Origin of the sequence: Iningainema tapete BLCC-T55, from assembly GCF_014698965.1 — a bacterium.
GTDB lineage: Bacteria > Cyanobacteriota > Cyanobacteriia > Cyanobacteriales > Nostocaceae > Iningainema > Iningainema tapete.
In genome coordinates, this window is sequence record NZ_JACXAE010000061.1 from 1 (window position 1) to 17837 (window position 17837).

A 17837-nucleotide genomic window follows, 5' to 3' on the forward strand; every position below is an offset into this window, starting at 1 on the left:
ATCTGTAGAACCTATTATCCCCATATTTTGTTCCTCAGCTTTGAAGTCCTTGTCAATTCTTAAATTTAGAATTGCTGTCTTAGCATATGGTTGCCATTGGGTGCGGGATTATCTGAGAACCAATCCTGAAGTGGAGGAGAGCGAAACTCCAGAACTGCTGCGCGATCGCCATTTGTGCGATGGGGTTCAAGATCTGACACGAGAATTTCCTTTCCGAGTGCTCAATTAGACCAAACTGCCAATGCGTAAGTTCTAATTTAATGGAAAATAGCTTAACTGTCTTAACTGTCTAGCTTAACTGTCTTATCTGCTATAGTAACGATCAAGAAAAGATGTGACTATGAATTTATTGGCTGCGAATTTCTTAGTGCTGGGTTAGACCAAAATAGTTTTTGAGCAAAAATATATATTTATACAGTTATTTATAAACTTATTCGTCATAGTTCTCCTGATCCGAAAGACAGGGTAAGCGCATCTCAAATGCTATTGACAAGTGGGTTTAGACTCCCGATCAAATTGGGGTAAGCAAACAGTTAAATAATCAATTACACAAAGAAGAGACAGTTAAGACAGTTAAGTGGACAGTTAGAGGATGTCTGAAAAGTAACAAAGGTCAAGTAACAATATTCTGTCAGTAGAAAAAACACTCTTTGTATGACATAGCTTGAAATTCGGCATCCTCACCATCTTAAGTAAGCAAGCGTGCTGTTCAACACAGCCTTATTTAACTGCTATATTAGTATCCGATCGCTTATTTGCCTATTTTACGACCAGCAATGACTAATTTTGAAACCACTTCCCCAATGGAGAAAAACTACACTGTTGAAAATTCTTCCGCCTCATCAAGTCCAAATATGTTGCTTACCTTGAAGGTAATTGAGTATTTATTCTTAGCAGCTAGTGTCGGTACATTCGTCATTATCAAGGTTTTTCCCGACATTCCCGTAGCCAGAATATATGTAGCAGGTTTTTTTGCTAGTTGGATTTTTTTCTTACTCGCAAATAGACAACTAGCCCAAAACGCAAACGCGAGCGCAACTCAATCTGAGTTAACCAAAAAAGCTGAACTATATCCTTCTCTTACGAGCAATAATTCTGTGGGAAACAATTCGATCAACTCAGCCAGAGTAAAAGCTTTACAGTATAGCCAGGAGTTGATAGACGACTATAAAAGAACCAGAACCAGCTCTCGAAATATCTACTACGCGGCGCAACTTGCTACCGTTGTTTTTTCAGGAGTCACACCGATTTTAGTTTTGGTTGATAAATTGGAAGCAGGTGTATCGTGGCTCAAGTGGCTCCCGGTAATTTGTCCGGCTATAGCCTCGATTGTGGCAAGTATTGTCACCTCCTTTCCCTTCCAAGAAAATTGGATTGCCGCTAACACCAGCGTTGAATTATTAGAAGCCGAACAAGAGAAATTTGTTTTGGGAGTAAGTGAACCTTACCGTTACAATGATGTCACAGACGAAACCCAGCGTCAAAAACAGGCACAAATGGCGATAGAAAACTTTATTACTCAGGTGAATAACATTCATCTCAAGCTAGTACAAGAATCGGGTGTAAAGAAGTCGGCTGAGCAAAAAACCGAGACATCAGAAGAGAAGACAGCCGCAACTTAACAGGTGAGAGAGCAGATCCCCGACTTCGTAAAAGTTGTCGGGGATCTTTCGGGTATCGTATTGCTAAGATAAAAGCATAAAACTTGCCGAAAAGCAACTAAAAGGCTTGCGATTATAGGAGAAATAAAGATGTCTTTGCAAGAATTAAAGAAAGAAGCATTCAAATTGTCAGTGAGCGATCGCTTAGAATTGCTTCAAGCAATTATCTCTTCTGTAGAAAGCGAACTTAGACCTCGCTCAGAAGTGCCAGAAGATATAGTAGACAGGATGATTGGATTAGCAAAAACAAACGTGCCACCGCCAACAGATATTGAAGTAGAGGCAATGCTAGAAGAAAGGTTAATGGAGAAGTACCTACAATGAAGGTATTAGTTGACACTAACATCATTCTTGATGCTTTTCTGGAGCGAGAACCATTTGTAGAAGATGCTAGAACATTATTAGAAGCCATCCGAGAACGTAGAGTGTACGGATATGTAACAGCTACAACCTTAACCAATATTTTCTACATTGTTAGAAGGCAGACGCGAAGCTTTGAACTTGCGCGGCAAGCTATTTCTATGACATTGCTATTGATGGAAGTTTGTGCTGTTGACCGTTTGATTCTAGAGCAAGCTTTTGCATCGAACAGAAAAGACTTTGAAGATGCAGTGCAGCTAGCTTGTGCGACTATTGGGAGTCTTGATGCGATTGTTACCCGTGATGCAGACGGTTTTGCAGGTGCTAGTTTGCCTATATTATCAGTTACAGAGTTGTTAGAGCGACTGAAAGAAACAAATGAGTAAAAAATTAATACGAGAATTCAGATTCCCGACTTTGCAAAAGTTGTCGGGGATCTTTCTTGGGGTACAATGATCTAATTATACAGGAAAACCTCGATGCTACTATCACCTCAAGAAAAAGATAAATTGTTAATTTTCACGGCGGCTTTGCTTGCAGAACGACGCAGAGCCAAAGGTTTGAAGCTTAACTATCCTGAGGCAGTAGCATACATCAGTGCAGCGATATTGGAAGGTGCAAGAGAAGGGAGAACTGTGGAAGAATTAATGAGTGATGGTACAAAACTTCTACACAGAGAAGATGTTATGGATGGAATACCAGAAATGATCCTAGAAGTGCAAGTGGAAGCCACCTTCCCTGATGGCACAAAATTGGTTACAGTTCATAATCCTATAGTTTAGTTATCGCAAAGGAATTTGAGAAATGTCAACTAGTAGTGACAGAATGATTCCAGGGCAAATCATCACGCCTGCAGGAGAAATTGAGATAAACGTGGGGCGAGAAACCATTGAGGTTGAAGTGCGTAATGCAGGCGATCGCCCTATTCAAGTCGGTTCTCATTACCACTTTTATGAAGTGAATGAATTTTTGCAGTTTGATAGAGAGAAAACTAAAGGATACCGCTTAAACATTCCGGCAGGCACAGCTGTAAGATTTGAACCAGGGGATGAGAAGGAAGTTGAGTTGGTTCCTTTTTCTGGTACTCGTGAAGTATATGGTTTTAATGGTTTAGTGAATGGGAAATTATCTTCATAGACTTTTTTTCTCACGCAAAGTCGCTAAGTCGCTAAGAAGAGGAGATGAGTAAGTGCCAAAATCAGCTGCTAGACTGGGGATTGGAGGACCTGTGGGCAGTGGGAAAACTGCTTTACTGGAGCGGATTGTGCCGATGTTGATGTCTCAGGGTGTTTCGCTGGCGATCGTTGCTAATGATTTACTTACGACTGAGGATGCCGATCGCCTCAAACGTGGCGGAGTATTGCCTTCTGAGCGTATTATTGGGGTAGAGACAGGAAGTTGCCCTCATACAGCAATTCGGGAAGATCCGAGTATGAATCTTTTAGCAGCGCAGGATCTGGAGTTGCTTTATCCTGAGTTGGATTTAATTTTGATTGAAAGCGGTGGGGACAATCTTGCTTCTACTTTTAGCTACGATTTGGTAGATTCTTATATTTTTGTGATTGATGTGGGGGCTGGAGATGATATTCCCCGAAAAAATGGTCCCGGTTTTGTGCAAGCAGACTTGGTGGTGGTGAACAAAATTGATATCGCTCCTTATGTAGGTGCGGATTTGGAGTTAATTAGAAAGGAAGCTCCTTTGTACCGTCGTGGTAAACCGATTGCTTATACGAATTGCAAGACGGGAGAAGGTTTGCAGGTGGTGGTGGATTTTATTTTAGAAACTCTTCTATTTTGCACGAACACAGCTGCAATTAAGAGTTGATGCTATTGGAATTTACCAAACGAGCTAATTTAGAGTTGAAATTGGAGTGCGATCGCAATAATTATACGATTGACACTCATCGATACACAGCTTATCCCTTGCGGCTGTCGCGATTGTTCCGTCTTGAGCCAAACGCTCCTCAGCGTGCTTATTTTTACATCACAAGTATATCTCCGGGTTTACTTGCTCAAGATGAATTAAATCTGTCTATACAACTTGCCGCAAACACGAGTCTTTATCTCACCGATCAAGCTGCAACTAAAGTACATTCCATGCCTATAATTGATTCAAAGGCAGTGGTACATTACAATATTGAAGTTGGTGAACAAGCGACTTTGGAATTTATTCCAGAACCTATGATTCTCTTTGCCGATAGTACTTTGCAGCAGAATATTTGTATTAAACTACACCCAAGTGCAAGGTTATGTTTAAGTGAAATCATCATACCAGGTAGGTTGGCAAGAGGAGAGTTTTACGATTTTCATCACTACTTCAGTCGCCTCGTCGTAATGTCTCAGGATGGAGAATTATGGTTTACCGATGCCATGCGTCTCGAAGGAAAGCTTAATCCCTTCAAAGACAAGGCTTTATTTGCCACTGCACCAATTCTGGGGAATTTGTTTGTTGTCTTGCCAAACACAGATCTTGATTTATTGAGCAAACGTGTAGAAGATTTAGACTCTGCTCATTGCTCAGGGTTACTGGTAGCAAGCTCGATTTTACCACAGGAAAAAGGTATACTAATTCGAGCGATCGCCACCACAACTCGTCAACTCAAGCAATACCTAAAATACGCCTTAAACTGTGTACGCCAAATCAGTAATCAACCTCCTTTACCTTATATTCCCAAATGACAGAGCTAGCACAAACTTACCTGGGCAATGTAAACGAAACTGCTATCCTAGCCGAACGGATAGACAAAGCTCGTACTGCTGGGTGCTGCCTAGAAGTTGAACTCAGTCAAACAGATTGCGGTAAAGCTCGAATTCACGCTCACTCCTCCTGCGGTACTGCTGTAGGAATTATAAAAAGTCGGGATTGGTTGTTGCGGGAAGGAGATGTGTTTGAAACCCAACAGGGATTGTTGCTGATTCATTTGCAACACCAAAAAGTGATGGTTTTGAGCTTTAATGAATCAGTAGGCGTAAGCGCAATCGAATTAATTCATCTAGGGCATGTTTTAGGCAACCACCATTGGGCAATTTTGGTACGCGAGCGCAAGATTTACATTCAACTAACCGCAGACATGGAAGTTGTAGAATCAACAATCCGCGAGTTTCACATCCCTGGATTACAAATTGATTATGAATCGCGCTCTCCCAACGAACATCTCACTTTTTCTCACCACCACCATCCCCATTGAAGTCTGTCTGTATTACCTCGTTCCCTCGTTCCCACGCTCTGCGCCCCTCGTTCCCACGCTCCGCGCCCCTCGTTCCCACGCTCTGCGTGGGAATGCCTTCCTTGAGGCTCCGCCTCATCCAAGGGCAGAGCCGCTCTAGATAGCATTTTCAGGTTCTACCAGGAAACGAGATTTTAATAAAGGGCTAAAGCCCTTACTACAAATAATTTCCATCTATGTTCACCATTGGTACATCTTCACTAATCGCCCAACAACTTGCTTTAATGCAATTGTCTGACTCATTTTTTCCTTCTGGCTCATTTACTCTATCTCATGGATTAGAATCCCTGGTACAATCGGGTCAAATAAATTCAGCAGCAGATTTGCAAACATTTTTGCGCTTACTGTTACGTAATAAGGTAGGATCTACAGATGTTGTTGCTTTAATTCATGCTTACCAAGGTAGTACTGTTAATGACTTAGACGCTGTAAGAGTAGCAGATGCTCAATTGTTTGCCCAAACTTTGGTTGAGAAAACTCGTGAAACCCAACGTAAAAGTGGACGAGCTTTGCTGATGGTTGCCAGTGCAACTTGGCAGGATTCTCAGTTAGAAACTCTGAATCAAGATGCAGCAAGCGGTAGAATTCGCTGCTTGCATCCAGTGATATTTGCTGTGGTGGGTAGGGTAGCAGGATTAAGCGAAGAGAATACAGTGTTAGCTTTTTTACATAGCTTGATTACAGGTTTATTGGGGGCAGCGATTCGTTTAAGTGTTTTGGGGCATATACAAGCACAACAAGTTTTGCTTCAGTTAGCACCAGAAATTGAAGCAACCTACAAAATGGGGGCAACTTTACGATTAGATCAGATGTGGTGTTGCACTCCGACGATTGATATTGCTCAAATGCAGCATCAAAAATTGGCACGTCGGTTATTTGCTAGTTGAGGAATGAGGAGAAATCATGAGCTATCGCATGAATCGTAAGGCATACGCTGATACCTATGGTCCTACTGTAGGCGATCGCGTCCGTCTTGCTGATACAAATTTGTTTATCGAAGTAGAAGAAGATCTTACAACCTACGGTGAAGAGGTAAAGTTTGGTGGAGGTAAAGTCATTCGGGATGGGATGGGGCAATCTCCTTACACCAGTGATGAAAGAGATGATGTTGTTGATGTCGTCATTACCAACGCTTTAATTCTCGATTGGTGGGGGATTGTCAAAGCCGATGTAGGCATTAAAGACGGGAAGATTTACAAGATTGGCAAAGCAGGCAATCCCCAGATTCAAGATAACATCGATATCGTCATTGGTCCTGGTACAGAGGCTGTGGCTGGAGAAGGCAGAATCCTGACGGCAGGGGCGATTGATACTCACATTCACTTTATTTGTCCCCAGCAGATTGAGGTGGCAATTGCTTCTGGTACGACAACTATGATGGGTGGCGGTACGGGACCTGCAGCTGGTACTACAGCTACTACATGTACTCCAGGACCTTGGAATATTTACCGCATGTTGCAAGCTGCGGATGCTTTCCCCATCAATATTGGTTTTCTGGGTAAAGGTAATACTAGCAGACGCCCTGGACTAATTCAGCAGGTTGAAGCGGGCGCGATCGGGTTAAAATTGCACGAAGACTGGGGTTCTACTCCTGAAGCAATTAGAACCTGTCTGAGTGTTGCCGATGAGTACGACGTGCAGGTGGCAATTCACACTGACACTCTTAACGAAGGTGGATTTGTGGAAAAAACCATTGAAGCTTTTGAGAATCGTGTCATTCATACCTTCCATACAGAAGGTGCTGGTGGGGGACATGCACCTGATATTCTCAGAGTTTGTAGTCTTACGAATGTTTTGCCTGCTTCGACAAATCCCACTCGTCCCTACACTGTTAATACTTTAGCAGAACACTTAGATATGTTGATGGTGTGCCATCACCTAGATAAAAGTATTCCTGAAGATGTGGCTTTTGCTGATTCGCGGATTCGTCCCCAAACCATCGCTGCCGAAGACATTCTACACGATATTGGTGCATTGAGCATCATGTCTAGTGATTCCCAAGCGATGGGAAGGGTTGGAGAAGTTATTATTCGCACTTGGCAAACGGCACATAAGATGAAAGTACAACGGGGAATTTTGCCGTCTCCTGGCTTGAGTGAGGATCATGATAATTTTCGCGCCAAACGCTATATTGCTAAATATACAATTAACCCGGCGATCGCTCATGGCGTTGCCAATTATATTGGTTCTATCGAAGAAGGTAAGTTAGCTGATTTATGTTTGTGGAAACCCGCCTTTTTTGGTGTGAAACCCGAACTTGTGATTAAAGGCGGAATGATCGTTTGGGCGCAAATGGGTGATGCTAATGCCAGCATTCCCACGCCTGGACCTGTGTACATGCGTCCTATGTTTGGCAGTTTTGGTAGAGCAGTTGGAGAGATTTCCTATACCTTTGTTTCTCAAGCTGCCTTAGATAAGAAAATTCCTGAGCAACTGGGCTTAACAACGCGCACGGTTGCTGTTTCTAATACGCGCAATGTGAGTAAGAAGGATTTGAAACTTAACGACTCAACTCCAGTTATTGAAGTTAATCCAGAAACCTACGAGGTTAGGGCAGATGGAGAATTGTTAACTTGTGAGCCAGCTACTTCTGTACCAATGGCACAACGCTACTTCTTGTTTTAAAAGAAAGGCAGAGGGCAGAGGGCAGAGGGCAGAAGGAGGAAAAGTAAACTACATCTCAAGTCGCCTACCTTATAAAAGGTATAAAATAAACTTTTTTACTTAGTAAATACTTTTAGCTTATGCCAAAGCAATTCCTTCAGCATAGCTGCCTACGTACTTCTGCCTTCTTAATGCCATGAAAACCTCGGAATTTACAGTTTGCAGCAAAAAGTTGGAGATTTATCCTGATGCAGAACAGGTATTTGTCCATCTTTTTGGGCAAGCAGCAAACGCCTTTTGGCTTGATAGTAGCCGAGTGGAACCTGGGCTTTCTCGCTTTTCTTTTATGGGTGATAGTAACGGACTAAATAGCTTAGCAGTTAAATATTATACTCAAAATCAAGAACTGATTGTTACTCAGTCAGGTGAAGTGAAACGCTTCAAGGAAAGTATTTTTGATTACCTCAAACGTGAACTTGAGCGTCGGTACTGTCAGTCTGAATTACCTTTTGACTTTAACTGTGGATTTGTTGGTTACTTCGGTTATGAACTGAAGGCAGAATGTGATTCACAACTGGTGCATCCGTCATCACTTCCCGATGCTATGTTTATTTTAGGCGATCGCATCATTGCTTTCGATCATCAAGAACAGACTACTTATCTGCTACACTTTACTCCTAAAGGTGAAACTGCAAAAGCACAAGTTTGGTTCAAGTCAATTGAGGAACAATTGCGTAACTTACCTCCCCTACCGATATTGCCAAAAGGTAATCAATCAAACATCATATTTCGTTTGAGTCGCCCTTACGAAACTTACATCAATGATATTCAGCAGTGCCTGGAATATATCCGCAAGGGTGAAAGTTACCAAGTTTGTTTAACGAATAAGCTTTATACAGATACTACTCCCGATCCTCTGGCATTTTACCGCACTTTACGCCAAATTAATCCAGCACCTTATTCAGCTTTTCTCAGATTTGAAGACTTTGCTGTTGCTTGTTCTTCGCCAGAACGGTTTTTGCAAATTGATTCTTTTGGTTGGGTGGAGACTAAGCCGATTAAGGGTACTATAGCACGGGGGCAAACTGCTGAAGAAGATATTTTACTGCGCGATCGCCTGAAGTGGAGTGAAAAAGATCGAGCTGAGAATGTGATGATTGTAGATTTGTTACGCAACGATCTTGGACGAGTTTGTCAGGTTGGTAGCATTCATGTTCCGAAATTGATGGATGTGGAAACTTATGCTACGGTGCATCAACTTGTAACTACGATTCGCGGTTGTTTGCTCCCAGGTATGGGTGCGGTTGACTGCATCCGCATGGCGTTTCCTGGTGGTTCGATGACAGGTGCGCCGAAAATTAGAACGATGGAAATTATTGATTCGTTGGAGCTTGAGGCACGGGGAGTTTATTCGGGTGCGATTGGATTTTTGGCGCTTAATGGTGCGGCAGATTTGAATATTGTGATTCGTACTGCGGTATTTACGGATGATGAAACTTCTATGGGGGTGGGTGGTGGTATTGTTGCTGATTCTCATCCGCAAGCTGAGTTTGAGGAGGCTATGTTGAAGGCTAAGGCTTTGATTCAGGCTTTTAAGTTTTGCTTATTTGATCGAGTGCTGTAACTGCTTAATTAAATTCTGTGCTTTTTGATAGCCCTTTGTGTCACCCTGCGCTTGAAAGAACTTAGCTGCTAGCTGTAAGTCCTGAATTGTTCCGGTTTCCTCTCCAATACCATAGCGAGCACTTCTCTCGATAAAAGTAAGCGTTAGCATAGCGGGGATTGAGTTGCAATGCCCTATCAAAGTCCAATACCGCGTTCAGAAAGTCTCCCAGTTCATGTAGAACAAGACCTCGACTATAGTAGGCGTTAGGATTGTAAGGATTGAGGACTATTGCCTGGTTAATGTCAGAAATCGCTCCCTTATAGTCTTTTTGTTGAAATCTGTCACGCCCTCGCTTGAGAAAGTTAACTGAACTTTTCGGGTTACTTCTTATGTTGTAAGTACGAGTAGTTTGTGCACGAACAGATGAGGTTAGTCCACTGGTAAGGAAAGACAAACCAAGAATTATAATTGCTATGCAACTTATGAGCTCAAAGGCGTAAGGATGCCGTTTTACTGGTTTACAACTGTGTTCCATACCATGCCCCAGCAATACACCAATAATTCTACCCTAGCACTTTTTAAACTAATAACATCAGGCGTAGGGGATCTAAATGAATATACCAAGGAAATGGTTGGTCTTTTAGGGTAGCCCATTTTTCTTTGAATACTTCTGCTTGCAAATCGTAGTCAGTGGAATTATTGGATGGGTGATGTAGTTTTAAAAATAGTGTCATTCTGTGTGGTGTTTCACTTGCTCTGGCTAACCAGCAGGGAAAGGTATTTTCTTGGTTGGGGTTGTTGGTAAAGGTGATTTGATGGGCGCGAATTCCTACGTTTGATAAAGTCTCTGGGATGGGTTCAACGACTCGGAGGGTACAACCCCAGTCAATCGCTTCTACATGTTGGGGTGCGGCAACAACGGTGCGGGAGAAATTTTTGCATCCTGTTAATTGAGCAACGCTTTTGGTAGCGGGGCGTTCAAAGATGTCGTGTCTATTACCAGATTGAACCACTGTTCCTTGCTCCAACGCTAGCAGATCCGGACAAACTCGATAAGCCTCTTCCATATTATGAGTGACAAATAAAGTCATACCTTGGTAGGATGCTAAAGTTTCAATCATCTGCTGTTCTAGTTGGCTGCGCAAGTAGGTATCTAAGGCGGAAAAGGGTTCATCTAAAAGTAGGGCTTGGGGAAGACTTGCTAAAGCCCTCGCCAGCGCCACTCGTTGCTGTTGTCCCCCAGAGAGTTGGTGCGGGTAGCGATCGCTATATCCTTGTAATTGAACTGCAATCAGTTGAGCTTCTACAAGTTGCTTAATGGCGGGAGCAGAAAGTCCTTGTGGTAAGCCAAAGGCAATATTTTGTGTTACAGTTAGATGAGGAAACAAAGCGTAGTTTTGCACTACAAAGCCAATGTGGCGATCGCGACTCTTAACGTTGATACCCTGTTGCGAATCAAACAACACCCTTCCATTCAAAATTATCCGACCACTGGTAGGTGTTTCTATGCCAGCAATGCAGCGTAAAATCATACTCTTACCAGCACCAGAACCCCCCAACAATCCCAAAGTTTGTTCTGCTGCTGCATGAAAAGACACTTTTAAATGAAAGTCTGGCAGTATTTTTTCAAAATCTACAAATAATCCTTCTTGTGTAGGGTGTAGGGTGTGGGGAGTAGGGTAAGAAGTAATTTCTCCCCCTGCCTCCCCTGCTCCCCCTGCTCCCCCTGCCCTCTTCTCCCTAACTTCTTGCCAAAAGTTAACTGCAATAATTGCAGATAGGGAAATCATCATAATGACAATTGACCAAAACCATGCTTCATTAATATCTCCAGCTTCTACCGCAAAGTAGATTGCCATCGGAATCGTCTGAGTTTGTCCGGGGATATTACCAGCTAACATCAAAGTGGCACCAAATTCACCCAAGCCGCGAGCAAAAGCTAAAGTCGTTGCTGCTAAAATGCCTTGGTTAGCCAAGGGTAAACTGATGCGGCGAAAGATTGTTGCTTCATTTGCGCCCAAGGTTCTGGCTACCCGGAGTAAATTGCCATCAATTTGTTCAAAAGCTCCTAGTGCCGTTCTATACATGAGGGGAAAGGAAACGACAACAGCAGCGATCGCCGCGCCGTACCATGTAAAGACGACGCTAAAATTAAAAGGCTCCATCAATTTGCCGATAAAACCATTTTTACCAAATAGCAGCAGCAACAAAAAGCCAACAACCGTTGGAGGCAAAATCAGAGGAGAGACAAAAAATCCTTCAATCAGTGATTTCCACTTGCCGCGATACCCCAACATCCAATAGGCAGCCGCAATACCCAGGAAGAAAGTAATAAATGTAGCAAGTAAAGCAGTGTTGAGCGATATCCAAAGGGGAGATAAATCTTCTGGCATAGTTCATTAAAAAAAAACATCGTAGAGACGTTCCGGCGGAACGTCTGTACAGTCGTTAAGAGGAGCGCTAGCACATTAGCTTACGGCAAAATAAAACCATATTTTTGCAGTACGCCCTTAGCCGCATCGCCTTTCAAAAACTGGATAAAATCCTTAGCCCCGTCGAGGTTCTTAGTTCTTTTGACTACAGCATAAGGATAAGTAATGGGTGAGTGGTATTTCTCGTCAGCGACTACCACTACTTTGACATTGTTAGAGATTTTCGCATCAGTGGCGTAGACTAAACCAGCATCAGCGTTACCACTCTCCACTGCTGCTAAAACCTGGCGCACATTGTTAGCTAAAACAAACTTGGATTTAGCCTGTTGGTAGACGTTCAATTTTTTGAGAACCTGCTCAGCATATTGCCCTGCCGGAACACTTCTTGGTTCCCCAATGGCGATGCGCTTAACACCATCTTCTCTCAAGCTATAAAAGCTGCTGACACCAGTCCCATTCTTCGGCACAACCAAGACAAGACGGTTTTTAGCCAGTATGCCACGAGTACCTGGAACTATTTGTCCGGTTTGTTCCAATGTATCTACCTGTCTTTTAGCAGCAGAAATAAAAATGTCTGCTGGCGCACCTTGCTGGATCTGTTGTAACAAAGCACCAGAAGCGCCAAAATTATAGTTAATATTGACGTTCGGTTTGCTTTGAGTGTAAACCGTCTTAATTTCTTCCATCGCATCCTTTAAACTGGCAGCGGCGGAGACAAGTAGGTTATTGTTTGATTGTGCTACTACAGGAGTGGAATTAAAAAACGGCGAGCAAATTACTAACATTAAGCTCACAAATGCTACACCCATGAAAGCCAGAAATTTTCTTCTCATAGAGAAACTGCACAGAAAGGATTTTTTTACTTAAAATTGACGCTTAGTAGAATCGTACCAGTATTAACAGTAAATTACCAATTAGATTGGTAAAATTATGCCAAGAAAAGAACAAGGATGGGTCACTTTTCAAACTTCTGAGGAAGAACGCAAAATTTTAGAAGAATTTTGTCAGCACTCTCAGCGTACTAAAACCGAGATTTTGCGGGAACTAGTACGTTCTTTGAGCAAAGATACCTCCCCAGAGTCACAGCCATTACCAACCAAGCCGAAAAGCAAGGAAAATGATTACACTTTTGATATAGAAACTAGTAGTCAACGCAAACCTCTAAAAGTTAGCTCCCGCAATGTTCTCAAAGGCATTGTTAAGAAAGTTAACAACGGACCTGTTAGTAGTGAAGTAACATTAAAGATTGTCCAAGAAGTAGAGTTAACTTCGATTATTACTAGAGTTTCTGCAGAAGATTTGGATCTTTGTGAAGGATCTGAAGCTTACGCAGTAATTAAATCTCACGATATAGTTATTGCTAAGGATTAATTTGATGTAGAGACGTTCCGGCGGAACGTCTCTACAGGATATGGGGTTTAACGGTGGATGCGCGTTTTACCCCTCCGCCTGTTCCATGAATGTGCGATCGCTCACAGGCAATAAGAAAAGTGCCTCCACCAAAATAAGCACCGCAGTCTTTGAGAAAATCTCCATTGAGTCTGCTTAATATTTGCAGAACATGTCGATGCTGTTCCAACTCGAAATCCATCACAATCCAGGAACCATAGCGCTGAGTGAGTTCTCTAACAAACGCTGCTTCTTGAGTACTCAATTCACCTGTTACGGTTTGCTCGTGTTTTAACAGGTGCGGTTGCTACTGGATAAAAGTAAGTTTTCTGAACTTGTCACTTTTGACACGATTGATAGTATTCTACAAGCAGCGCTCAAAAATCACTCGCTTACCAAAGATGAAAGGTCTTAAAAAGAAGTATTGGCTATGTTCCCTTCTGTTAACAGGCAGTTTTTATCTATTCAAGCTGGGTGAGGCTCAAGCAGTTCCATCCATTTTAGTACCACCATCGCCCTTTAAGGGGTTAAATGGTCTAAATTTTGATGCAAATGGGCAACTGTATGTGGGCAGTGTACTTGAGCAAACAATATATCAAGTTGATACAGCAACGGGAGAATACAAAGTATTTATAAATAGTCCCGACGGTCAGGCTGATGATTTATTCTTAACGCCAAGTGGTCAGATTTTTTACACAGCTTTACTTAATGGTGAGGTCAGAACCTTCAACCCACAGACAGGTAATCTCACGACGATCGCTTCAGGCATAAATAGTGTCAATCCCATCACACAGAACCAAAGCGGTCGCATTTTTGTCGGTCAGAGTTTAAATTTACAAAACACAGGGCTTTTCGAGATTGACCCCACGGGATTGACGGACCCACGCTTGATTCTCAATCAACCTGGGTTGAATGCTTTTGATTTTGGTTCTGATGGACTTTTGTACAGTCCGCTTCAATTTACAGGAGAAATTGTCAAAATTAATGTTGATACTGGGGATGTAGAACAAGTTGTCTCAGATTTAGTAACTCCAGCCGCCGTTAAGTTTAATTCTAAAGGCGAACTATTTGCATTGGATACCGTAACAGGTCAAGTTTTAAAGGTAAACACAACAACAGGTCAAAGTCAGCCAATCGCCCAATTGCAACCGGGATTGGACAATCTTGCCTTTGGTGCTAACGATTTATTGTATGCAACCAACTTTGTTGATAGCAATATTCAGGAGGTAAATACAGAAACAGGGGTGTCCCGTGAAGTTCTTAGCAGTGGGGGACTAACTTCCCCTGGTGGAATCGCCATCTACGATCGTGCTCTTTATGTTGCTGATACATTTTCTTATCGGTTTCTAGATCGAGAAACCGGAATCGTACAGCAAACCTTACGCATCTTTGCCACACCTGTTCAAATCCCTCAAACCGTTTCTGTAAATGACCAAAACGCGATTGTTGGCAGTTGGTTTTCAGGAGTTGTACAGCGACTGAATCGAGTTTCGGGAGATGTGCTAGATACCTACACGGGTTTTGGTGCGCCTTACGATGCCGTTGAGCTTTCTGACGGCAGTATTTTAGTTGCCGATTGTGGTAATGGTCAGCTTACTCAAATCTTGGATAAAGCTGGTAGCAACCGACGCACAGTAGCAAGTGGTTTATTATGCCCCACTGGTTTAGCACGTGTAGATGACTCCACCGTCTTAGTCACAGAGTTTTTGGGCAATCAACTTTCACGGATTGACCTAACAACCGGGGAGCGTCAAGTCGTTGCCACAAATTTATCTTCTCCAGAAGGCGTAGCTTACAGTCCTAATGGAATTGCAGTGGTTGCTGAAACTGGAACGCAAAGCGTTAGAGCCATTGATATCAATAGTGGAAAAAGTCTCACAATACTCTCGAATTTACCAATTGGTCTTCCTGGCTTTTCGGGCGGACCTCCACCTTATAGTTTTACAGGGGTGGCGATTGCAGGCGATACTGTTTACATCAGTGGAGACATCGATAATTCCATTCGTACAGTTAAACTTGACTCGAAAATTTTTGCCATCCCAGAAACCTCCAGTCCATTAAGTTTATTAGCCCTTGGTATCCTTGGTATCATCCGTTTGGCAAGAGTACAAAAACGGACATGATCCCGAGTGCGATCGCCCTTGAGCTTTTGAGCGACTAGCTCGACTACAAAAATTGCTACTATTGTTTTCTACCTAGCTTAGTATTAAAGAATTGGTATGAGAAAGTCGAGAGATGTTGCACAAACAATTTATTTATTGGTGGCAAAAATGGTTGCGTCTGATTGCTGTTAGAGTAGTGGTAACGATTTGTCTAACGGCAGGAGTGTTGGGTATCTGGGTTAGCAATACTCCTGTGAGTTATGCAACAGCACCAGATGCCACTGTATATCGCAGTCCTGAGTGTAGCTGTTGTGGCGGATGGATTAAGCATTTAAAGGCACAAGGTTTTCAAGTCAGAGACTTTCCGACATCTGACATTGAAGTAGTCAAACAAAAGTACAACGTGCCAGATAACTTGACATCTTGTCACACCGCAGTTGTGAATGGATATGTGATTGAAGGACATGTACCAGCAGACGACATCAAACGTTTACTTCAAGACTCGCCAAATGTTGCTGGCTTATCTGTTCCCCAAATGCCTGTAGGTACTCCTGGGATGGAGATGGGTAATCGAAAAGATCCATTTACTGTGTTTTCTTTTAAACGCGGGGGTCTTGCGGTATTTAATGAGTATTCAAGTTGATTAAACAGACTTTAACTCTAACTTGACTAGTATTTAATATCTAGTTGATAGGTTGAGCTTGCACTACTAGGTTGGGCTAGTCAAGGGAGAGAAGCGTATGCAGTGGTTCAATGTTGAGCGCTTGCTATCGAGTTCGATGCGACGGCGGCAATTTATGATTGGTGCTGGATTCACAACTGGTTTAGCGATCGCAACTCAGTTCCCCAGAAGAGTTAACGCCCAGCCCAAGTTCTCTGCCTATCCATTTAGTTTGGGTGTTGCTTCCGGAGATCCACTACCAGATGGTGTAGTAATTTGGACGCGACTTGCCCCAGAGCCACTGATTTCTTCTGGCGGAATGCCACAACAGAATGTTCCAGTGCAGTGGCAAGTGGCGCGGGATGAAAAGATGCAGCAAGTTGTCCGCAGTGGCACGGCAATGGCTACTCCAGAGTTCGCTCACTCTGTTCATGTCGAGGTGCAGGGATTGCAGAGCGATCGCCACTATTGGTATCAATTTAGAGTCGGCAATGAAGTCAGCCAAATTGGGCGCACCCGTACTGCTCCTACCCCTGATGCTCCTCTCAATCAGCTAAACTTTGCGTTTGTCACCTGCCAAAAGTGGGAAGATGGTTTCTACTCTGCTTATCGTAATCTAGCCCAAGAGGATCTAGATTTGGTCTTCCATTTAGGTGATTATATTTACGAGTACGGCATCAATTCTACAGGTGTACGTAATGTATCTTTACCAGAACAGTTTCGGCAGGAGACAAAAACCCTTGAGCAGTATCGTCTCCGCTACGCCCTGTACAAAACTGATCCAGATTTACAATTAGCTCATGCCATGTTCCCATTTGTGGTAACATGGGACGACCACGAAGTAGAAAACGATTACACTGACGATATCTCAGAAAATAACGACCCAGTTGAAGAATTCTTGAAGCGAAGAGCGGCTGCTTATCAAGCTTACTACGAACATCAGCCCCTGCGCCGATTCTCTATTCCACGAGGAGCGGATATGCTCCTTTATCGGCGGTTGACTTTTGGAAATTTAGCTCAGTTTAGCGTGCTTGATACACGACAGTATCGCAGCGATCAACCATGCGGTGATGGTGAGACACCACGTTGCCCCGCAGCGCTAGATCCAGCCAAGACGATGACTGGTGACAGACAAGAACGCTGGTTGCTTGAAGGTTTGGATCGTTCCCAGACACGTTGGAATATTTTAGCCCAGCAAGTGCTGATGGCAGAGTTAGATCATAAAGTGGGAGAGGGGGAAATCTTTTGGAACGATTCTTGGGACGGGTATCCTCTTGCACGCAACCGCATCCTCAGCTACATCGCAAACCGCAAAATCGCCAATCCAGTTGTCATCACTGGTGACTGGCACTCTACATTTGTCAACGACCTTAAACTAGATTTTAAAGATTCCAACTCGCCTACTGTAGCAACCGAATTTCTGACTCCTTCACTTACTACCAACGGGGACAGGATTGTTTACGGTCCTTACTACGGTCCATTTATACCAGAGAATCCACACATCAAGTTCTTTGATGGCGATCGCCGTGGCTACTTCCGAGTTAACCTCAACCACGAGCGCTGGCATACAGATTTGCGTTTTGTCACAACTGTAAGCCGTCCGGATGCACCTATATATACCTTCGCTTCATTCGTAGTCGAAAATGGTCGTCCTGGCGCTCAACAAATATAGTGCTAAGCGTTGACCGTTAACAGTTAACCGTTAACAGTCAACAGTCAACCGTTAACTGTCAACTGTTAATTTTACAACTTGCACACTTTCCTGCTGTACGATCTGCTACTTACCTGGTAAGCT

General features: G+C 43.1%; 20 protein-coding genes and 1 pseudogene. 16 read left to right on the top strand and 5 right to left on the bottom strand.

Translation table 11 applies throughout. The features are described from left to right. The 9 genes from ICL16_RS45715 to ICL16_RS17695 all read left to right on the top strand — a co-directional run. On the top strand, nucleotides 1-229 hold a 229-nt coding region (locus ICL16_RS45715; RefSeq protein WP_238360820.1), incomplete at its 5' end, for a hypothetical protein. 547 nt (nucleotides 230-776) lie between these two features. Then, nucleotides 777-1622 (top strand): DUF4231 domain-containing protein, encoded by an 846-nt coding sequence (locus tag ICL16_RS17660; protein WP_190830125.1) that lies wholly within the window; start codon nucleotides 777-779, stop codon nucleotides 1620-1622. Between the two features lie 129 nt (nucleotides 1623-1751). Then, a complete protein-coding gene (locus ICL16_RS17665; RefSeq protein WP_190830127.1) occupies nucleotides 1752-1985 on the top strand; it encodes a hypothetical protein in 234 nt (77 codons plus the stop codon). Continuing rightward, a complete protein-coding gene (locus ICL16_RS17670) occupies nucleotides 1982-2407 on the top strand; it encodes a putative toxin-antitoxin system toxin component, PIN family (RefSeq protein ID WP_190830128.1) in 426 nt (141 codons plus the stop codon). The genes ICL16_RS17665 and ICL16_RS17670 overlap by 4 nt, the downstream gene beginning before the upstream one ends. A gap of 93 nt (nucleotides 2408-2500) precedes the next feature. Then, nucleotides 2501-2803, top strand: a complete 303-nt coding sequence (locus tag ICL16_RS17675; protein ID WP_190830130.1) for an urease subunit gamma — start codon at nucleotides 2501-2503, stop codon at nucleotides 2801-2803. Nucleotides 2804-2846: 43 nt separating this feature from the next. Next, entirely contained in the window at nucleotides 2847-3158 is a 312-nt protein-coding gene (locus ICL16_RS17680) for an urease subunit beta (protein WP_190830366.1), read from the top strand. Between the two features lie 52 nt (nucleotides 3159-3210). Next, nucleotides 3211-3846 (top strand): urease accessory protein UreG, encoded by a 636-nt coding sequence (ureG, locus tag ICL16_RS17685; protein WP_190830132.1) that lies wholly within the window; start codon nucleotides 3211-3213, stop codon nucleotides 3844-3846. Further along, nucleotides 3846-4700 (top strand): urease accessory protein UreD, encoded by an 855-nt coding sequence (locus ICL16_RS17690; protein ID WP_190830134.1) that lies wholly within the window; start codon nucleotides 3846-3848, stop codon nucleotides 4698-4700. The genes ureG and ICL16_RS17690 overlap by 1 nt, the downstream gene beginning before the upstream one ends. After that, the gene (locus ICL16_RS17695) at nucleotides 4697-5209 is read left to right on the top strand and encodes an urease accessory protein UreE (protein ID WP_190830136.1); all 513 of its coding nucleotides are present in this window, start codon (nucleotides 4697-4699) and stop codon (nucleotides 5207-5209) included. The genes ICL16_RS17690 and ICL16_RS17695 overlap by 4 nt, the downstream gene beginning before the upstream one ends. Here ICL16_RS17695 and ICL16_RS17700 read toward each other — a convergent pair. After that, entirely contained in the window at nucleotides 5188-5355 is a 168-nt protein-coding gene (locus ICL16_RS17700) for a hypothetical protein (RefSeq protein WP_190830138.1), read from the bottom strand. The two genes, ICL16_RS17695 and ICL16_RS17700, sit on opposite strands and share 22 nt — an antisense overlap. A 69-nt stretch (nucleotides 5356-5424) precedes the next feature. Here ICL16_RS17700 and ICL16_RS17705 point away from each other — a divergent pair, with 69 nt between their 5' ends. From ICL16_RS17705 to pabB, 3 genes and pseudogenes are all read left to right on the top strand, one after another. Beyond that, nucleotides 5425-6135, top strand: coding sequence for an urease accessory protein UreF (locus tag ICL16_RS17705; RefSeq protein WP_190830140.1), 711 nt, complete (start codon nucleotides 5425-5427; stop codon nucleotides 6133-6135). 16 nt (nucleotides 6136-6151) lie between these two features. Next, the gene (gene ureC, locus ICL16_RS17710) at nucleotides 6152-7873 is read left to right on the top strand and encodes an urease subunit alpha (protein WP_190830142.1); all 1722 of its coding nucleotides are present in this window, start codon (nucleotides 6152-6154) and stop codon (nucleotides 7871-7873) included. A 187-nt stretch (nucleotides 7874-8060) separates the two neighbouring features. Further along, nucleotides 8061-9476, top strand: a pseudogene (gene pabB, locus ICL16_RS17715) (aminodeoxychorismate synthase component I); the annotation flags it as partial. A gap of 61 nt (nucleotides 9477-9537) precedes the next feature. On the opposite strand, the gene ICL16_RS17720 reads toward pabB, so the two are convergent. The 3 genes from ICL16_RS17720 to modA form a co-directional block, all read right to left on the bottom strand. Continuing rightward, nucleotides 9538-9993, bottom strand: coding sequence for a tetratricopeptide repeat protein (locus tag ICL16_RS17720; protein WP_190830146.1), 456 nt, complete (start codon nucleotides 9991-9993; stop codon nucleotides 9538-9540). A 43-nt stretch (nucleotides 9994-10036) separates the two neighbouring features. Then, complete coding sequence (gene modB, locus ICL16_RS17725; protein WP_190830154.1) at nucleotides 10037-11851, bottom strand: molybdate ABC transporter permease subunit; 1815 nt, start codon at nucleotides 11849-11851, stop codon at nucleotides 10037-10039. A gap of 80 nt (nucleotides 11852-11931) precedes the next feature. Next, nucleotides 11932-12723 carry a molybdate ABC transporter substrate-binding protein gene (gene modA, locus ICL16_RS17730; RefSeq protein WP_190830157.1) on the bottom strand — a complete coding sequence of 264 codons (792 nt, stop codon included), beginning with the start codon at nucleotides 12721-12723 and terminating at the stop codon, nucleotides 11932-11934. Between the two features lie 97 nt (nucleotides 12724-12820). Between modA and ICL16_RS17735 the strand changes: the two genes are divergently transcribed. Further along, entirely contained in the window at nucleotides 12821-13261 is a 441-nt protein-coding gene (locus ICL16_RS17735) for a TOBE domain-containing protein (RefSeq protein WP_190830159.1), read from the top strand. A 31-nt stretch (nucleotides 13262-13292) separates the two neighbouring features. On the opposite strand, the gene ICL16_RS17740 is transcribed toward ICL16_RS17735, so the two are convergent. Further along, entirely contained in the window at nucleotides 13293-13544 is a 252-nt protein-coding gene (locus ICL16_RS17740) for a hypothetical protein (protein ID WP_190830161.1), read from the bottom strand. Between the two features lie 136 nt (nucleotides 13545-13680). Between ICL16_RS17740 and ICL16_RS17745 the strand changes: the two genes are divergently transcribed. The 3 genes from ICL16_RS17745 to ICL16_RS17755 all read left to right on the top strand — a co-directional run bounded on the left by ICL16_RS17745 (nucleotide 13681) and on the right by ICL16_RS17755 (nucleotide 17714). Then, nucleotides 13681-15402 carry an NHL repeat-containing protein gene (locus ICL16_RS17745; RefSeq protein WP_202895597.1) on the top strand — a complete coding sequence of 574 codons (1722 nt, stop codon included), beginning with the start codon at nucleotides 13681-13683 and terminating at the stop codon, nucleotides 15400-15402. A gap of 112 nt (nucleotides 15403-15514) precedes the next feature. After that, nucleotides 15515-16024: a DUF411 domain-containing protein gene (locus ICL16_RS17750; protein ID WP_190830163.1), complete on the top strand. Its 510-nt coding sequence runs from the start codon at nucleotides 15515-15517 to the stop codon at nucleotides 16022-16024. Nucleotides 16025-16121: 97 nt separating this feature from the next. Then, nucleotides 16122-17714: an alkaline phosphatase D family protein gene (locus ICL16_RS17755; protein WP_190830165.1), complete on the top strand. Its 1593-nt coding sequence runs from the start codon at nucleotides 16122-16124 to the stop codon at nucleotides 17712-17714. Nucleotides 17715-17837: the final 123 nt, after the last annotated feature.

What these genes read in the sequence shown, in the direction of transcription:
- ICL16_RS17660 (WP_190830125.1), top strand. Translation starts at nt 777, where the DNA reads ATGACTAATTTTGAAACCACTTCCCCAATGGAGAAAAACTACACTGTT.
- ICL16_RS17665 (WP_190830127.1), top strand. Translation starts at nt 1,752, where the DNA reads ATGTCTTTGCAAGAATTAAAGAAAGAAGCATTCAAATTGTCAGTGAGC.
- ICL16_RS17670 (WP_190830128.1), top strand. Translation starts at nt 1,982, where the DNA reads ATGAAGGTATTAGTTGACACTAACATCATTCTTGATGCTTTTCTGGAG.
- ICL16_RS17675 (WP_190830130.1), top strand. Translation starts at nt 2,501, where the DNA reads ATGCTACTATCACCTCAAGAAAAAGATAAATTGTTAATTTTCACGGCG.
- ICL16_RS17680 (WP_190830366.1), top strand. Translation starts at nt 2,847, where the DNA reads ATGATTCCAGGGCAAATCATCACGCCTGCAGGAGAAATTGAGATAAAC.
- ICL16_RS17690 (WP_190830134.1), top strand. Translation starts at nt 3,846, where the DNA reads ATGCTATTGGAATTTACCAAACGAGCTAATTTAGAGTTGAAATTGGAG.
- ICL16_RS17695 (WP_190830136.1), top strand. Translation starts at nt 4,697, where the DNA reads ATGACAGAGCTAGCACAAACTTACCTGGGCAATGTAAACGAAACTGCT.
- ICL16_RS17700 (WP_190830138.1), bottom strand. Translation starts at nt 5,355, where the DNA reads ATGCTATCTAGAGCGGCTCTGCCCTTGGATGAGGCGGAGCCTCAAGGA.
- ICL16_RS17705 (WP_190830140.1), top strand. Translation starts at nt 5,425, where the DNA reads ATGTTCACCATTGGTACATCTTCACTAATCGCCCAACAACTTGCTTTA.
- ureC (WP_190830142.1), top strand. Translation starts at nt 6,152, where the DNA reads ATGAGCTATCGCATGAATCGTAAGGCATACGCTGATACCTATGGTCCT.
- ICL16_RS17720 (WP_190830146.1), bottom strand. Translation starts at nt 9,993, where the DNA reads ATGGAACACAGTTGTAAACCAGTAAAACGGCATCCTTACGCCTTTGAG.
- modB (WP_190830154.1), bottom strand. Translation starts at nt 11,851, where the DNA reads ATGCCAGAAGATTTATCTCCCCTTTGGATATCGCTCAACACTGCTTTA.
- modA (WP_190830157.1), bottom strand. Translation starts at nt 12,723, where the DNA reads ATGAGAAGAAAATTTCTGGCTTTCATGGGTGTAGCATTTGTGAGCTTA.
- ICL16_RS17735 (WP_190830159.1), top strand. Translation starts at nt 12,821, where the DNA reads ATGCCAAGAAAAGAACAAGGATGGGTCACTTTTCAAACTTCTGAGGAA.
- ICL16_RS17745 (WP_202895597.1), top strand. Translation starts at nt 13,681, where the DNA reads ATGAAAGGTCTTAAAAAGAAGTATTGGCTATGTTCCCTTCTGTTAACA.
- ICL16_RS17750 (WP_190830163.1), top strand. Translation starts at nt 15,515, where the DNA reads ATGTTGCACAAACAATTTATTTATTGGTGGCAAAAATGGTTGCGTCTG.
- ICL16_RS17755 (WP_190830165.1), top strand. Translation starts at nt 16,122, where the DNA reads ATGCAGTGGTTCAATGTTGAGCGCTTGCTATCGAGTTCGATGCGACGG.